This is a genomic window from Leucobacter sp. USCH14, assembly GCF_037619215.1.
GTDB lineage: Bacteria > Actinomycetota > Actinomycetes > Actinomycetales > Microbacteriaceae > Leucobacter.
In genome coordinates this window covers 198,970-215,130 of the sequence record NZ_JAQPZP010000004.1, presented here as the reverse complement: position 1 = coordinate 215,130, position 16,161 = coordinate 198,970, and the positions used below count along the sequence as shown (strand labels likewise).

Sequence of the window (16,161 nt, the reverse complement as noted above, 5' to 3'; positions counted from 1 at the left end):
CGAGTGCCCGCCCTCCGGATGGTTCCGGACGGCGGGCACTCGGTTCAGAGGGAGATCGTGCTGCGGATGCGGATCTCGGTTCCCGCCGGTACCTCTTCGCCCGCCGCGGGGTCGGTCCCGGTGGCCTTCGCGAAGCTGCGCAGCGCGTCGGGCACGAGGGTGGTGGGCGAGAAGCCTGCCGCGCTGAGCGTATCCATCGCCTCCTGCAGTTCGAGGCCGGAAACGTCGGGCACGGGGAAGAGCTCGGGCCCGAGGGAGACCTCGAGCCCCACGGTGTCGCCGGGTCGCATCGGGTCGGTCTGCGGCATCAGCGAGATCACGGCGCCCTGCTCGACGTCGCTGCTGTAGGACTCGCGGCCGACAGCGGGGTCGACGGTGAGGGAGCTCTCGGCGAGCCGAGCCGCCGCGTCCTCCGCGGTCATGCCGGTCACGTCGGGCACGGGCCCCGCGGACGTGATGAGATCGATCGTGCCGCGTTCGGGATACGTGTCGCCGAGCGCGTCGCCGTTCTCGCCGAGGGCTGCCAGCACGGTGTCGGGCTCGTCATCGGAGAACCGCTGCTCGAGCACCTGCCCGACCGTGAACTGCTGCGCCTCGATGACGGATTCGGCTTCGTCGAGCGACAGCCCGACGAGTGTGGGTACGGGCAGCGGCTGCGGGCCTGTCGACTGGCAGAGCTGCACGGGGGTGCCGCGATCCACCCGTGTGCCCGAGGCCGGTTCGGTTCCCGAGGCCTGACCCGCCGGATAGTCGAGACTCGAGCATTCGACGAGCGTCACGACGAGGGTCTGATCTTCGAGGGCCGCCTGCGCGGCCGCGATCTCCTGGCCGGCGACGTCGGGCACCGTGACTTGCGAGCCGGGCCCCTGACCGAACCACCAGCCCATTGCCGCGGCCGCCGCGATCAGGATGATGGCGATCAGTGCGACGAATCGGCCGCGCCGCTGCCGCGCTCGACCGGCGTCGGCGGCTCGCTCGATCGGAGGGGGCGCCGACGGCGCGGCGCCGACGGAGGCGATCTCGGGCGCCACCGTGGTGGCGGAGGCGTCCGGAGCTCCCCAGCCCGGGGCCGGCTCGAGGACAGTCGTCGCAGGAGTGCCGTCGCTCTCATCGGCGAGTCGGGGAAGTACACGTGTCGAACCTGCGGCGGTCTCGCCGCGCGAGATGGCGCGCAGGGACTCGAGCGCCTCACCCGCATCCCGCGGGCGCTCGTCGGGCTCGCGGCGCGTCATCCAGAGCACGAGATCGTCGAGCGCCGGGCTCGACTCGGAGCTCTGCAGCGATGGGGCGGGCACATCGGAATGCGCGTGCTGGTACGCGATCTGCATCGGCTGCTCGCCAACGAAGGGCTGCGCTCCAGTCAGCATCTCGTACAGCATGATGCCGAATGCGTACAGATCGCTGCGCGCATCCGCGACGCCGCGGGTGACGAGTTCGGGGGAGAGGTACGCGATCGTGCCGAGCAGGGCCTGGCCCGTCGTGGTGTTGGCGCTCACCGCCCGGGCGAGGCCGAAGTCGCCCAGCTTGATGCGCCCGTCGTCGGCGAGCATGACGTTCTCGGGCTTGAGATCGCGATGCACGATCCCCGCTCCGTGCGCCGCAGCAAGGCCTGAGAGCACCGCCTCGCCGATCTCGAGCGACTGCTCCGCGGTCAGATGCCGCTGCTGCTTCAGCAGCTCCCGCAGCGTGATGCTCGGCAGGTACTCCATGACGAGGTAGGTGCGGCCGAGATCGTGGCCCTGATCGAAGACGTTCACCAGGTTCGGGTGCGAGAGTCGAGCGGCGCTGCGCGCCTCCTGCTCGAAACGACGCGTGAAATTCGCGTCTTCAGCGAGGTGCTCGTGCATCACCTTCACCGCGACGCGGCGCTCCAGTCGAAGATCCGTGGCGAGGTAGACCATCGCCATGCCGCCGCGAGCGATGCGCGACCTGATCGCGTAGCGGCCGTCGAGCGTCTGCCCGATCAGGGGGTCGGAAGGCACGGTGGTCACCCGGAGAGTCTACGGAACTTCGGGTGACCGTTTCATGATGCGCGCCGGGCGTCGGCGGATTGCGTTCGCCGAAGGCCGCTGGCAGAGTGGAGCCGTGGCAGAGAACACCGCTTCAGATCGTAGCCCGTTGACGACGGCCCCCATGCTCAGCGTCCCAGAGCTGGTGGAACGGCTCGGGGTCACGCCCGGCCGCTTGCACCGTCTCATCGAGGACCACGTTCTCGCCGCGGTGCGCATCGACGGCGCGGTGCGGGTCCCCGCCGAGTTCCTGCAGGGCGACGAGCCATTGCCCGCGCTCCGCGGCACGCTGCTCGTGCTGAACGACGCCGGCTTCTCGGAGGAGGAGGCGGTCACCTGGATGCTCTCGGTCAATGACGAGCTCGGGGAGCGGCCGATCGACTCGCTGCAGTCCGGACGCAAGAGTGCGGTGCGTCGCGCAACGCAGTCGCTCGCGTTCTGACCTCGTTCTTCTTCGACTCGCGCGAGTCAGAACTCGCGGCGAGCGGCTCGGTCCGCCAGCTGCGCGAGGGCCTCCCGCGCATCCCGACGAGCCGGAGAGCTCTCGAGTGACGTGAGCGCCCGCTCCACATTCCGGGCGATCATCTGCTCGACGCGGTCGACCGCGCCGCTCTCCCGGATCGTGCGCTGCAGAATCGCGACCTGTTCGGGGTCGAGGTCGTTGCCCAGCAGGTCGTCGAAAATGCGCCGCTGGGTGCCCGGCAGATTCTCGCGAGCGAGGGTGACGAGCACGGTGCGCTTGCCCTCGATCAGATCGTCTCCGGTGGGCTTGCCGGTGACCGCGGCGTCACCGAAGACGCCCAGGAGGTCGTCGCGCAACTGGAACGCGACGCCGATCGGCAGGCCGTAGTCCCGCAGCGCCTGCTCCTGCTCGTCATCAGCTCCCGCGAGAGCGGCGCCGATGAGCAACGGCGCCTCGACGCTGTACTTCGCAGACTTGTAGACGAGCACCCGCGTCGATCGTTCGAGCTGCTCCTCGTGGGCCGCGAAACCGGGCTGCTGCTCTTCGAGCACGTCGAGGTACTGCCCGACCGCGACTTCGCTGCGCATCCGGTTGAAATGCGCCCGAGCAGCTCGGCCCGCGCCCGGGGTGATCGCGGCGGTGCAGGAGCCCTCCATGAGTTCGTCGGCCCACGACTGCAAGAGGTCGCCGAGCAGGATCGCCGCCGCGATGCCGAAGTGCGCCGATTCGCCGGCCCAGCGCTGGTCGTCGTGGAGGTTCGCGAAGATTCGATGCGTCGCCGGTCGGCCTCGGCGGGTGTCCGAACGATCGATGATGTCGTCGTGGATGAGCGCGGCCGCGTGGAAGAGCTCGAGCGCGCACGCGGCATCGAGCACGGCGCCGGCAGCGCCGTCGACATCGTCGGAGAGATCGAGCTCGCGCACCGATCGGTACCCGAGCACCGCGAATTGGGCGCGGAAGCGCTTGCCCCCGGTCAGGAAGTGGGTCGCCTCGTCGAGGAGCGGAGATGCGTCGTCGCCGAGCGCCGCAAGCTCGTCTCGGTGCTGGTCGAGGATATCGCCGATGCGCTCCTGTACGAGGCCTGCGAGTCGGGTCGTTTCTTGCACGCGCCTAGCCTACTCACGGGCGCGGGTCGTAGACTGGTCTGTACCAAGTTTTCACGAAACGCAGGAGGGTCGTCATGGCGCTGTCAGAGCACGAGCAGCGATTGCTTGACGAGATGGAGCGCGGCTTCTATCAGAGCGAAGCCGATGTTCTGCAGGCGGGGTCTGCAGAACCCCGTCGGGTGAATTACCGGTCGCTCGTGCTCGGCGTCATCGTGGTCGTCGCAGGTATCGGCGTGCTGGTGGCGGGTGTCGCGGTGCAGCTGCTCTGGCTGGGGCTCGTCGGTTTCGCCGTCATGCTGGGAGGGGTGGTGCTGATGCTGTCCAAGCGCTCCGCCGGTCCGCTCACGGTGGAGGACATCACCTCGGCGAGCTCCGGCCCGAAGTCGTCGAAGTCCGCTCGAGAATCGTTGAGCGAGCGCATGGAACGTCGTTGGGATCAACGTATGGAGGGTGAGCGCTAGCCGCTCATCGACGCAGGGCGTCAAGCGCCAGGTCACTGACCTGGCGCTTTTTTCGTGCCTGCGCGAGCCCGTGTTCCGCCCTCCTCATCCGCGGCGCTCCACTTCGCTCCCCTTCTGTGCATCTCGAGGGTTCGGCGGCGGAACACGCATTGAATTTCCGCGGATCTCCGGGCGCGAGGTGCAAATGCGTGCGGTAAGTCGCAGGGCAGCAATGGCGGATGGCCCCGCGAATCTTCGCGCGAGAACCGGAAGATTTCGCGCCGGGAAGAGAGAAGTGGAGGAAAGTGGAGTAAACTGGTGCTGAGCACGAGTCGGCGAAAGGAGATCCCTTGTTCCTGGGAACCTTCACGCCGCGTCTGGATGAAAAGGGTCGCCTGATCCTCCCCGCGAAGTTTCGCGACGAACTCGCCGACGGACTCGTGATCACCCGCGGCCAGGAGCGCTGTCTCTACGTGTTCAGCGAGACCGAGTTCGCCGAGATGCACCAGCGGCTGCGGAGCGCACCTCTCGCGTCGAAGCAGGCGCGCGACTATCTCCGCGTATTCCTCTCGGGGGCTCACCCCGAGGCACCCGACAAGCAGAGCCGTGTCACCATTCCGCAGAACCTCCGGGAATACGCCGGGCTCGACCGGGACCTCGCCGTCATCGGCGCGGGCTCGCGCGCGGAGATCTGGGACGCGGAGGCTTGGCAGACCTATCTGGCGGCGCAGGAAGCAGCGTTCTCCGACATCGAGGAGGAGGTGATCCCGGGCATGTTCTAGCCCGGAATCGCTATGGCACACGACATCACACGCGACCCGAGCGCGCTGCACACCCCGGTGCTGCTCGAGCGCTGCCTCGAACTGCTCGCCCCGGTGGCCGAGGGCGTCGCGCCCGACGAAGCTCCGGTGATCGTCGACGCGACCCTCGGCATGGGCGGGCACAGCGAGGCGCTGCTCGAGCGGTTCCCGCGGCTCACCGTCATCGGGCTCGACCGCGACACCGAGGCACTCGAGCTCGCGGGCTCCCGCCTCGCGCGATTCGGGGAACGCGCGATTCGCGTGCACGCCGTGTACGACGAGATCGCACGCGCGGTCTCCGACAGCGGTTTCTCGCGCATCGACGGCGTGCTCTTCGATCTGGGTGTGTCGTCGTTGCAACTGGACGAGGCGGACCGGGGGTTCGCGTACGCGCACGACGCTCCGCTCGACATGCGCATGGACCAGGGCGCGGGAGAGACCGCGGCCGACGTGCTGGCGACGGCGCCCGAGGGGCGTCTGCGCGCGATCTTCGAGCGCTACGGCGAGGAGCCGCTCGCCGGTCGGTACGCACGAGCCATCATCGCCGCCCGCGCCGAGGAGCCGATTCTGCGAAGCGGTCAGCTGGTGGACGTGCTGCAGGCGGCGACGCCTGCGGCCGTGCGGGATCAGCGGCATCCGGCGAAGCGGGTGTTCCAGGCGCTGCGGATCGAGGTCAACTCCGAACTCTCCGTTCTCGAACGCGCGATTCCGGCGGCGCTGGATCTGCTGAGAGTCGACGGACGCGCAGTCGTCATGTCGTACCAGTCGCTCGAGGACCGATTCGTGAAGCGGGAGTTCGCGCGCCGCACCGCGTCGACCGCACCCGCGGGGCTTCCGATCGAGCTTCCCGAGCACCGCCCGGAGTTCCGCCTGCTCACGCGAGGGGCAGAACTCGCGAGCGATGCCGAACGCGCGCGCAATCCGCGCGCAATCCCAGTCCGCCTCCGCGCAGCCGAACGAATGAGGGACGCACGATGAGCTCGACGCTACCGATGGATTTCGATGCAGCCGCGCTCCGTCTCGGGGCGCCTTCAGGGGCTCCGAGCACTGAGCGGCCGGCACGCCATCTGCGTCCGGTGCCGGCGCCTGCCGCTCGCCCGAACCGGCGTGCGAAGCGGAGCCCGCTCGCCGGAGCGCTCATCGCGGTGGGCGTCGTGCTCATGATCTTCGCGACGCAGCTCGGCCTGAGCATCGCGATCTCGCAGGGCGCGTACGAGACGCGTGCGCTCGAGGTGGAGCAGCGGGATCTCGCGCGCGTCGAACGCGTGCTGTCGCAGAACGTCGACAAGCTGGCTTCGCCGCAGAATCTCGCCGAGAACGCCGCAGCGCTCGGCATGGTGCAGAACTCGCGCCCCGCAACACTCCGGTTGAGCGACGGCGCGGTGCTTGGCGCGCTCGACTCGGAGACGACCGAGGCGTCGGGCAACCTCATTCCGAACGCGACACTCGAGAGCATGCCGGTGGTCGATGCCGCGGGATTGCTCGTTCCGCGCAACTCCGGACAGGCCGCCGGCGCACAGGCCGAAAACATCGATCCGCCGGTACGGTGGACGGGCAAGCTGCCGGCGCCAGACACGCATTAGGCGGCAGCAGAACTCCGGGAGGAATCGGATGCTGAGACTGCGCGGATCGTCGCTTCGTCGGGCCATTGCGCTGGGCATCATCGTCGTCGCCGCGCTCGTGTTCCTCGTGCGCCTCGTCGACGTGCAGGTCGTCTCAGCGGCGGCGCTCAACGAGGACGCGAAAGACAAGCGCGCGGTGCCCGTCGCCATTCCGAGCGTCCGGGGCGACATCGTCGATCGCGATGGCGAGGTGCTCGCGACGACGGATGAGCGCTACGACGTGCAGCTCTCCCCGAAGAACACGCGGCTCAACGATGGAGTGTTCTACCGCCTCGACGCCGAGCGCGGCGTCGGCACGGTCGAGGTCACGGCTGCGCAGGCGTTCGCGGAGATCGGCGAGGTGACGGGCCAGAGCGGGGATGAGATTCAGAAGATCGTCGATGACGCGCTCCGCGACAACCCGAAGTCCGATTTCGCCTACGTGAAGCGATCGATCGATCTGACGCAGCTCAACGCGCTCAAGGCGCTCGAGATTCCCTGGCTGACGTTCGAGAGCCAGCACACCCGCACGTACCCGAACGGCGCTGTCGGAGGCAACATTGTCGGGTTCTCCGGGGCCGACGACGTGCCTCAGGCGGGCGTCGAGCTGTCGCAGGACGCCTGCCTGACGGGCGTCGACGGCACCGAGACGTACGAGCGAAGCGAAGACGGGGTGGCGCTGCCCGGAAGCGTCGTGGTCACCCGGAAGGTGCAGGACGGCGGCACGGTGCAGCTCACCATCGACCGCGACCTGCAGTGGGAGACGCAGCAGGCGATCAACCAGCAGGTGCAGTCCGTCGGGGCCGAATACGGTCTGCTGACCGTGATGGACGTGCAGACCGGCGAGCTCGTCGCGATCGCGGAGGACGGGTCGGTGGACCCCAACGACGTCGACGCGTCGGACCCGGAGAAGCGCGAAGCGCGATCCTTCACCGCGCCGTACGAGCCCGGGTCGACGTTCAAGACGATCACGGCGGCCGCGCTCATCGACCAGGGCGTCGCGACGCCCGCGTCGCAGAATCTCACTCCCGACTACCTGGAGCCGGAGCCCGGCGTGCGCTTCGGCGATTCGTTCAATCACCCCGAGATGCCGTGGACGCTCACGGGGATTCTGACGCAGTCGTCGAACGTCGGCACGTCGATGCTCGGGTCGCAGCTCAGCGCGGAGACGCGCTACGACTACCTGAAGAGGTTTGGCGTCGGCGATGCGACGCAGGCGGGCATGCCCGTCGAGGATTCGGGACTGCTCTACGAGCCGAAGGACTGGGATCGCCAGACCTCGTACAACACGATGTTCGGTCAGGGCCTCTCGTCGACGATCGTGCAGACCGCCGGAGTGTACCAGGCCATTGCGAACCATGGCGTCCGCGTGCCGCCCAGCGTCGTGAAGCAGTGCACGGATGCAGACGGGACGACGACCGAACCCGACCACGGCGACGAGGTCGAGGCGGTCTCCGAGGCGGCTGCCGCCGACGTCATGGCCATGCTCGAAACCGTGACCACGGAGGGCTGGTTCAAGGACCTCATCGCGATCCCCGGCTACCGCATCGCGGGGAAGACGGGCACCGCCGAGCAGGTCGATCCCGCCACCGGGCTCTACCGGACGGACTTCGTCCACTCGTTCGCGGGCATCTTCCCGGCAGATGATCCGCAGTACGTCGCGGTAGCATCGATTGCGTTCCCGACGGCGGGAGACGGCGGCGTCGCCGCGCTCACCGCGTTCCGGGCGGCTGCAGAGGCGACGATCCGCACGTTCCACATCCCGCCATCCACGGGGGAGTTCACACCGCTCCCCACCGAGTATTGATCACGCCCAGGAGGCCCGCACCCGTGAGTACCGGAGATGCCTTGAGCATTCGCCCGCACCAGCCCGTTCCCGTTCGGCTCGACGCGATCGCCGAGCGGTTCGAGCTGCGGGCATCGGGTCTGCCCGACGGCCTCGCGGTCACCGGCGTTTCGCTGGATTCGCGCGATGTGAGGCCGGGCGACCTGTACGTGGGCATGCCCGGCGCGCAGCGGCACGGGGCGGAGTTCGCGGCGCAGGCGGCCTCATCCGGGGCGGCCGCCATGCTCACGGACGCGGCGGGCGCCGATCTCGCGTCGGCGGCGGGGGCCCGGCTGCCGGTGCTCGTCGCCGAAGCGCACCCGCGCATCATCCTGGGCGACATCGCTGCGGTGGTCTACGGTACCGAGGGCTTCTCGGCGCGCACCTTCGGGGTCACCGGCACGAACGGGAAGACGAGCGTCGTGTACCTGATCGCCGAACTGCTCCGCGCGGCGGGAGTGACCGCGGGGCTCAGCTCCACGGCAGAGCGCAGGATCGGCGACGAGGTCATCGTCAGCAACCTCACGAGCCCCGAGGCGTCCGAACTGCACGGGCTGCTCGCGCGCATGGTCGAGGTCGGCGTCGAGGGTGTCGCGATCGAGGTCTCCGCGCAAGCCGTCGTGCGGCACCGACTCGACGGTCTGCGCTTCGACGTCGTCGCGTTCAACAACTTCTCCCAGGACCACCTCGACGAGTTCGGCGACCTGGAGACCTACTTCGCCGCGAAGCTCGCGCTCTTCTCGCCCGAGCACGCGGAGCGGGGCGTGGTGGTGGTCGACTCTGCATGGGGGCAGCGCATCGCGCGCGAGTCGCGCATCCCCGTGACGCGCCTCGCGACGGAGTACGGGCAGGATGCGGACTGGCACTTGGCGATCACTCGTCAGACGCTCGACGGCGTCTCCTTCGTGCTGCAGGGCCCGGAGGGCGCGCACTTCCGCGGAAGCGTGCCCGTGTTCGGCCGCTTCATGGCGGAGAACGCCGCGCTCGCACTGATCATGCTGCACGAAGCGGGAATTCCGATCGCGCAGGTGGCGGCGGGGCTCGAGCAGGGCCGCATCCCGGTGTACATCCCGGGCCGGCTCGAGCAGATCACCGAGAGCGGCAGCAGCGGCCCGCGGTTCTACGTCGACTACGGGCACACCCCGGGTGCGTTCGCGGCGATGCTCGACGCACTCGGCGAGGTCGCACCGGGGAGGATCATCTTCCTGTTCGGAGCCGATGGCGATCGCGACACCACGAAGCGCGAGGAGATGGGCAGGATCGCGGCAGCCGGTGCCGACACGGTCATCGTGTGCGACTACCACCCGCGCTCCGAGCCGCCGGAGGCCATCCGGGCGCAGCTGCTCGCCGGGGCTCGTTCGGCCCAGCACGCCGAGGTCATCGAGGAGGGCGACCCGCGCGCTGCGGTTCGACTCGCCATTTCGCTCGCCGATCCCGGTGACGTTATTCTGTATGCCGGTCCCGGACATGAGGATCATCAAGAAATCGCCGGCCGGTTCATCCCGTATTCGGCGCGTGACGAAGTTCGCGGTGCGCTCCGCGAGGCAGGATTGCTCCCGTGATTGCACTGACACTGGCCGAGATCGCGACCGCTGTGAACGGCCGCCTGATCCCCGGAGAGGACGGGTCGGGGCCCGAGACCGTGATCTCGGGCGAGTCGCAGACCGACTCGCGCGAGGTGAGCCCGGGGCACGTCTTCTTCGCGCGCCGCGGGGAGGAGACCGACGGCCACCGCTTCGCGGCGCGCGCGGTCGACGCCGGCGCCTCGCTGCTCGTCGTGGAGCGCGAGGTCGACGGACGCGTCGCGCAGATCGTCGTCGCCGACAGCACGGACGCGCTCGGCTCCCTCGCGACGGAGGTCGTGCGACGCGTGCGCGCGGCGGGCGGCCTCACGATCGTCGGCATCACCGGCTCGAACGGCAAGACGACCACGAAGAACCTCGTCGCGGCGATGGCGGAGCGCACGGGCCCGACGGTCGCATCGGCGAAGTCCTTCAACAACGAGGTCGGCGGCCCTGTGACGATGCTGCGGGTCACGCCCGACACGCAGACGCTCGTCGCCGAGATGGGAGCGAGCGGGGAGGGCGAGATCGCCCGGCTCACCGCCATGGCGCCGCCCCACATCGGCGTCGTGCTCACGGTCGGTCTCGCCCACGCGGGCGAGTTCGGAGGCATCGAGACCACGTTCCGCACCAAGAGCGAGATGGTGCGAGATCTGAGCGAGGATGCGATCGCGGTGCTGAATCGCGACGATCCGCGCGTCGCGCAGATGGCGGAGCTCACGCGGGCCCAGGTGCTCTGGTTCGGTCTCGGCGAGAGCGCCGATGTACGCGCCACCGATGTCGAGGCGTCGGCTTCGGGCACACGCTTCACGATCCACTCCGGCGGGGAGTCGCTGCCCGTCCGCTTCCGAGTGCTGGGCGAGCATCACGTCATGAACGCGCTCGCGGCTGCGGCCGTGGGCCGGGCGCTCGGCATCCCGCTCGCCGAGGTCGTCGCGACGCTCGAATCGGCAACGCTTGCAGCGCCGGGGCGCATGGAGGTGCTCGGGGGCCGCGACGGAGTCACCGTCATCAACGACGCCTACAACGCGAGCCCGGATTCGATGAGCGCGGCGCTGCGCACCCTTGCTCAGATCAGGAAGCCCGACGGTCGCTCGGTCGCCGTGCTGGGTGCGATGAGCGAGCTCGGCGAGTACTCCATCGAGGAGCACCGCCGGGTCGGCCTGCAGGCCGTGCGTCTGGGGATCTCGGAAATCGTGGTCGTCGGGCCCGAGGCGCGCCAGCTGCACATCAGCGCGATCAACGAGGGCTCCTGGGACGGGGAGAGCACCTTCTTCCCGTCGCAGGACGAGGCGTTCGACTATCTGATCGAGTCGCTTCGCGCCGACGACACGGTACTCGTGAAGTCGTCGAACGCTGCCGGGCTGCAGCGCCTCGGCGATCGCCTCGGGGAGGCGTTCGCATGATCGCCCTCCTCATCGCCGGCGGGTTCTCCCTGCTCTACTCGCTGCTCCTCACGCCGCTGTTCGTACGTGGCTTCAACCGACTGCGCTGGGGGCAGCCGATCCGCGTCGACGGCCCCAAGGAGCACGAGGTCAAGCGCGGCACCCCGACGATGGGCGGGCTCATCTTCCTCTCGGGGTCGGTGATCGCGTACTTCGTCGGCAAACTCGTGATGGGGGAGCAGCCCTCGCCGTCTGCGCTCCTCGTCATCCTCATGGCGGTGGGAGCCGGGCTCGTCGGCTTCATCGACGATTTCATGAAGACGCGGCAGCAGGCATCGGCAGGTCTCGGCGGCTGGGCGAAGATCGCCGGGCAGATCGTCATCGCCGTCTCCTTCGCGATTCTCGGCATTCAGTTCGCGAACGACGCGGGAATCACGCCGGTGTCGACGCACATCTCGGTCTTCCGGGATCTTCCCTTCGACTTCATGACGTTCGGGCCGATCATCGGCATCGGCCTCGTCATCATCTGGGTCATGGTGATCGTGACCGCGACCACGAACGCGGTGAACGTCACGGACGGGCTCGACGGACTCGCCGCGGGTGCGGCGATCTTCGCCTTCGGGGCATACCTCGTCATCGGGTTCTGGCAGGCCGCGCAGAGCTGCGTGAGCACCGCATCGGAACCGGGCTGCTACGAAGTCCGCGACCCGATGGACCTCGCGGTCATCGCCGCCGCGTTCCTCGGCGGCGTGGGCGGCTTCCTCTGGTGGAACACGAATCCCGCGCACGTCTTCATGGGCGACACGGGATCGATGGGCATCGGCGGCGCGATCGCAGCCCTCGCGATCGTCAGCCGCACCGAGGTGCTGCTGATCCTCATCGGCGGCCTCTTCATCATCGAAACGGGATCCGTGATCCTGCAGCGGCTGTACTTCAAGGTGACGCACGGAAGGCGCATCTTCCTGATGAGCCCGATCCATCATCACTTCGAGCTCGAGGGCTGGGCCGAGGTGACGGTGGTCGTCAGGTTCTGGATCATCGCTGCCCTCTTCGTGATCGCGGGAGTCGGAGCGTTCTACGGCGAATGGCTGCTGCAGCAGCCGTGATGGGAGCAGACGTGAACAGCAGCAGCGGAGACGCATCGATCTACGCGAAGCTCGTCGCGGACCGCGTCGAGGCGCTGACGAGCTGGCACCACGACTGGACGGGGCTCAGGGTCGCCGTGCTCGGGCTCGGCGTCACCGGATTCTCGGTGGCCGACACGCTCGCGGAACTGGGCTCCCGCGTGCGGGTGATCTACGGCTCTCCCGATCCGGAGCGCGAGCGCCTGCTCGACGTCATCGGAGCGGAGCGCTTCGTCGACGGCGACGACTCCGCTCAACTCGCCGACCTCGAGGCGTTCGATCCCGAGCTGGTCGTCGTCTCTCCCGGGTACCGCCCCGACCACCCGCTGACCGCATGGGCGAGCGCCCGAGACGTGACGGTCTGGGGAGACATCGAACTCGGGTGGCGACTGCGCGACAAGACCGGGCGGATCGCCGACTGGATCTGCATCACCGGCACCAACGGCAAGACGACGACGACCCAGCTCACGGCTCACATGCTCGCCGCCGGGGGCCTGCGCGTCACACCCGCGGGCAACATCGGAACGCCCATCCTCGACGCGCTCCGCGACCCGCAGGGGTACGACGCCATCGTCGTCGAACTCTCCAGCTTCCAGCTCGATCGGATGGGCGAGATCTCGCCGTACGCGAGCGCGTGCTTGAACTTCGCGGATGATCATCTCGACTGGCACGGCACCCCGGGGGCGTACTGGGCGGCGAAGGCGAAGGTGTACCGCAACACGCAGGTCGCCTGCGTCTACAACCGTGCCGACGCCGAGACCGAGCGGATGGTGGAGGCCGCCGACGTGGTGGAGGGCGCTCGTGCGATCAGCTTCGGGCTCGACACGCCGCCGAGCAGCGGGTTCGGCGTGGTCGAGGGGATCCTCGTCGACCGCGGGTATCACGCCGAGCGGCGCAGCGAGGCGTTCGAGCTCGTGACGGTCGATGAGCTCGCCGAACGCGGGATCGCCGCGCCCCACATGGTGCAGAACATCCTGGCAGCGAGCGCGCTCGCGCGTGCGCGCGGGGTCGAGCCGAGTGAGATCGCCCGCGCCGTGCTCTCCTTCGTGCCCGATCCGCACCGGGCGCAGCAGCTCGGCGAGATCCGCGGGCTGCGCTGGATCGACGATTCGAAGGCGACGAATGCGCACGCGGCGGACGCATCACTGCGCGCGCTGCAGGACGTCGTCTGGGTGCTCGGCGGCCTGCTGAAGGGCGTCGACATCGAGGAGCTCGTGCGCACCCATGCGATCCGGTTGCGCGGCGCCGTGGTGATCGGGGTCGACCGGGCCCCGGTTCTCGCCGCTCTCCGCCGTCACCTGGGGGAGCGACCGGTCGTCGAGATCGCCGATGCCGACATCGACGCCGACGGCATCATGGCGGCGGCCGTGGCACGGGCCCTCGAGATCGGCCACCCGGGCGATACGGTGCTGCTCTCGCCCGCGGCGGCGTCGATGGACCAGTTCGAGGGATACGGAGACCGCGGGAGACGCTTCCAGGCCGCGGTGCGAGAGTTGGAATGATGTCGGCGCGCACGAGCGAGAGCGAGTCGGGTCGCGCACCCGCACAGGCCCTGATACGGCTGGGCGGCATGCTGCGCATCGGCTCGGACCGCACGGTGATCGCGCTCTACACCATCACGTTCCTGCTGGTGGGGTTCGGCCTCATCATGGTGCTCTCGTCGTCCTCCATCACGTCGTACCTCGCCGATCAGGGATTCTTCGGCGGCTTCTGGCGCCAGGTCATCTTCGCCGTGATCGGCATTCCCCTGATGCTCGTCGCAGCCGCCATGCCGGTGACGTTCTGGAAGCGGTACGCGTGGGCGCTCTTCGGGCTCGGTATCGCACTCCAACTGCTCGTCTTCACCCCGCTCGGTTTCGAGGTCGCGGGCAACCGCAACTGGATTCAGCTCGGCGGCATCACGGCTCAGCCCTCGGAGGCGCTGAAGCTCGCGCTCGTGGTGTGGGTCGGCGCGGTGATGCAGCGCAAGGAGCCGCTGTACGGCCAGATGCGTCACGAACTGATCCCCGTCGTCATTCCCGGGGCCCTGATCGCGCTCGGCGTCGTGCTGCTCGGCAAGGATCTGGGAACCGTGATGATCATGGCGGCGCTGGTGTTCGGGGCCATGTTCTTCGGGGGCATGAGCTGGAAGACGCTCGGCGTGACCGCTCTCGGCGGAGCGCTGGCCGTCGCGTTCTTCGTGCTGTCGAGCCCGAACCGCATGGCGCGACTCCTGAGCCATGCCGGTGGAACGGACGATTACAGCGGCATCGACTGGCAGGCCACCCACGGCCTGTGGGCGCTGGCGGGCGGCGGCCTGTTCGGCGTCGGTCTCGGCAACTCGAAGGCGAAGTGGTCGTGGCTTCCGGCAGCCGACAACGACTACATCTTCGCGATCATCGGCGAGGAGCTCGGCCTGATCGGCGCCCTGCTCGTGGTCGTGCTGTTCATCGCGCTCACCGTGGTGATGCTGCGGCTCATCGTGCGAGCGAGGGATCGCTTCGGCCGTGCGGTCGTGGGGGGCGTGCTGGTCTGGATCGTCGGTCAGGCGTTCGTGAACATCGCCGTCGTCGTGGGGGTGCTGCCGGTGCTCGGCGTCCCGCTGCCGCTCATCAGCTCCGGCGGCACCGCGCTCATCGCGTGCTTGATCGCGATCGGAGTCGTGATCTCGATCGCGCGTGACGCCGCACAGCATCAGGAAGAGATGGGACTCGAATGACCAACTACCTGCTCGCGGGCGGCGGAACCGCCGGCCACGTCAACCCGCTGCTCGCACTCGCGGACCTGATCCGACGGGAGGAACCGGAGGCGGGCATCATCGTGCTCGGCACGCGCGAGGGACTCGAAGCGAGGCTCGTGCCGGAGCGCGGCTACGAACTGGCGCATATCGAACGTCTGCCCTTCCCTCGTCGCCCGAACGTCGCGGCGCTCCGCTTCCCGGCCCGCTTCGCCCGCGCGGTATCGCAGGTGCGGGCGCTGATTCGCGAGCGCGATATCGACGTGGTGGTTGGGTTCGGCGGCTACGCTGCAGCGCCCGCGTACCGTGCCGGCGCGCGTGAAAGCGTTCCCGTCGTGATCCACGAGGCGAACGCCAAGCCGGGAATGGCGAATCGCTGGGGTGCCAGGAGCACGCCGCACGTGGCCGTCACCTTCCCGGGCACGCCCATCGCGGGTGCGCGCGTCACCGGCATGCCGCTGCGGCCGGAGATCACGGGGCTGGATCGCGCTGCCCTGCACGCAGAGGCCCGCGCGCACTTCGGGCTCGAGCCCGACCGGCGCACGCTGCTGGTGACCGGCGGTTCGCTGGGTGCACGGGCACTCAACCGCGGCATCTCGGGGTCGGCCCGGGAACTGGTGGACGCCGGCGTACAGGTGCTGCACGTCTGGGGCGGGCTGACCGAGCTCGAGGATCCCGGCGTTCCCGGATATGTCGTGATCCCGTACTGCGACCGCATGGACCTCGCGTTCGCCGCCTGCGATCTCGCCGTGTCCCGCGCGGGCTCCACGACGGTGAGCGAACTCTCCGGTCTCGGCATTCCGTCCGTGCTCGTGCCGTACGCCGTCGGCAACGGAGAGCAGCGCTTCAACGCCGCCGGAGTCGTCGACGCGGGCGGAGCGCTGCTCGTCGCAGATGGCGATCTCACTCCCGGCTGGGTGCGCGATGCGCTCATTCCGCTCCTCGCCGACGGCGCGCAGCTCGAGGCGATGTCGCATCGTGCGCGCTCCGCGGGAACGCTGGATGGCACCGAACGCCTGTACGGGCTCGTCCGCGAGGCGATCGGCGCGGCCGCGAGCTGAGCCTCGCCCGCCGCGCAGCGCGTCCTCGCAGGCGGGCGGCTCGCCTCGCGGTACGCTTGACTGTCGATT

The 16,161-nt window shown here is 69.0% G+C and carries 14 protein-coding genes; 12 read left to right on the top strand and 2 right to left on the bottom strand.

Annotated features, from left to right (window positions below; all coding sequences use genetic code 11):
• Nucleotides 1-44 precede the first annotated feature (44 nt).
• Complete coding sequence (pknB, locus tag PQI23_RS06510) at nucleotides 45-1,991, bottom strand: Stk1 family PASTA domain-containing Ser/Thr kinase (protein ID WP_339972706.1); 1,947 nt, start codon at nucleotides 1,989-1,991, stop codon at nucleotides 45-47.
• A 94-nt stretch (nucleotides 1,992-2,085) separates the two neighbouring features.
• On the opposite strand from pknB, the gene PQI23_RS06505 reads away from it, so the two are divergent.
• Entirely contained in the window at nucleotides 2,086-2,451 is a 366-nt protein-coding gene (locus PQI23_RS06505) for an Rv2175c family DNA-binding protein (protein WP_339972704.1), read from the top strand.
• Between the two features lie 26 nt (nucleotides 2,452-2,477).
• Here PQI23_RS06505 and PQI23_RS06500 read toward each other — a convergent pair whose 3' ends face one another.
• Nucleotides 2,478-3,578, bottom strand: coding sequence for a polyprenyl synthetase family protein (locus tag PQI23_RS06500; RefSeq protein ID WP_339972702.1), 1,101 nt, complete (start codon nucleotides 3,576-3,578; stop codon nucleotides 2,478-2,480).
• A gap of 74 nt (nucleotides 3,579-3,652) precedes the next feature.
• Here PQI23_RS06500 and PQI23_RS06495 point away from each other — a divergent pair, with 74 nt between their 5' ends.
• The 11 genes from PQI23_RS06495 (at nucleotide 3,653) to PQI23_RS06445 (ending at nucleotide 16,092) form a co-directional block, all read left to right on the top strand.
• A complete protein-coding gene (locus tag PQI23_RS06495; RefSeq protein ID WP_339972700.1) occupies nucleotides 3,653-4,039 on the top strand; it encodes a DUF3040 domain-containing protein in 387 nt (128 codons plus the stop codon).
• Between the two features lie 329 nt (nucleotides 4,040-4,368).
• Entirely contained in the window at nucleotides 4,369-4,800 is a 432-nt protein-coding gene (gene mraZ, locus PQI23_RS06490) for a division/cell wall cluster transcriptional repressor MraZ (protein ID WP_339972698.1), read from the top strand.
• Nucleotides 4,801-4,812: 12 nt separating this feature from the next.
• The gene (rsmH, locus tag PQI23_RS06485) at nucleotides 4,813-5,796 is read left to right on the top strand and encodes a 16S rRNA (cytosine(1402)-N(4))-methyltransferase RsmH (protein WP_339972696.1); all 984 of its coding nucleotides are present in this window, start codon (nucleotides 4,813-4,815) and stop codon (nucleotides 5,794-5,796) included.
• Nucleotides 5,793-6,401 (top strand): hypothetical protein, encoded by a 609-nt coding sequence (locus PQI23_RS06480; protein ID WP_339972694.1) that lies wholly within the window; start codon nucleotides 5,793-5,795, stop codon nucleotides 6,399-6,401. The genes rsmH and PQI23_RS06480 overlap by 4 nt, the downstream gene beginning before the upstream one ends.
• A 28-nt stretch (nucleotides 6,402-6,429) precedes the next feature.
• Entirely contained in the window at nucleotides 6,430-8,226 is a 1,797-nt protein-coding gene (locus PQI23_RS06475; RefSeq protein ID WP_339972691.1) for a peptidoglycan D,D-transpeptidase FtsI family protein, read from the top strand.
• A gap of 23 nt (nucleotides 8,227-8,249) precedes the next feature.
• The gene (locus tag PQI23_RS06470; RefSeq protein WP_339972689.1) at nucleotides 8,250-9,806 is read left to right on the top strand and encodes a Mur ligase family protein; all 1,557 of its coding nucleotides are present in this window, start codon (nucleotides 8,250-8,252) and stop codon (nucleotides 9,804-9,806) included.
• A complete protein-coding gene (locus tag PQI23_RS06465) occupies nucleotides 9,803-11,212 on the top strand; it encodes a UDP-N-acetylmuramoyl-tripeptide--D-alanyl-D-alanine ligase (RefSeq protein WP_339972687.1) in 1,410 nt (469 codons plus the stop codon). The genes PQI23_RS06470 and PQI23_RS06465 overlap by 4 nt, the downstream gene beginning before the upstream one ends.
• On the top strand, nucleotides 11,209-12,297 hold the full coding sequence (mraY, locus tag PQI23_RS06460; RefSeq protein WP_339972685.1) for a phospho-N-acetylmuramoyl-pentapeptide-transferase: 1,089 nt from the start codon (nucleotides 11,209-11,211) through the stop codon (nucleotides 12,295-12,297). Before PQI23_RS06465 ends, mraY begins: the two co-directional genes overlap by 4 nt.
• Nucleotides 12,297-13,817, top strand: a complete 1,521-nt coding sequence (gene murD, locus PQI23_RS06455) for a UDP-N-acetylmuramoyl-L-alanine--D-glutamate ligase (protein ID WP_339972765.1) — start codon at nucleotides 12,297-12,299, stop codon at nucleotides 13,815-13,817. The genes mraY and murD overlap by 1 nt, the downstream gene beginning before the upstream one ends.
• Nucleotides 13,817-15,013, top strand: coding sequence for a putative lipid II flippase FtsW (gene ftsW / locus PQI23_RS06450; protein ID WP_339972683.1), 1,197 nt, complete (start codon nucleotides 13,817-13,819; stop codon nucleotides 15,011-15,013). Before murD ends, ftsW begins: the two co-directional genes overlap by 1 nt.
• On the top strand, nucleotides 15,010-16,092 hold the full coding sequence (locus PQI23_RS06445; RefSeq protein ID WP_339972681.1) for a UDP-N-acetylglucosamine--N-acetylmuramyl-(pentapeptide) pyrophosphoryl-undecaprenol N-acetylglucosamine transferase: 1,083 nt from the start codon (nucleotides 15,010-15,012) through the stop codon (nucleotides 16,090-16,092). Before ftsW ends, PQI23_RS06445 begins: the two co-directional genes overlap by 4 nt.
• Nucleotides 16,093-16,161: the final 69 nt, after the last annotated feature.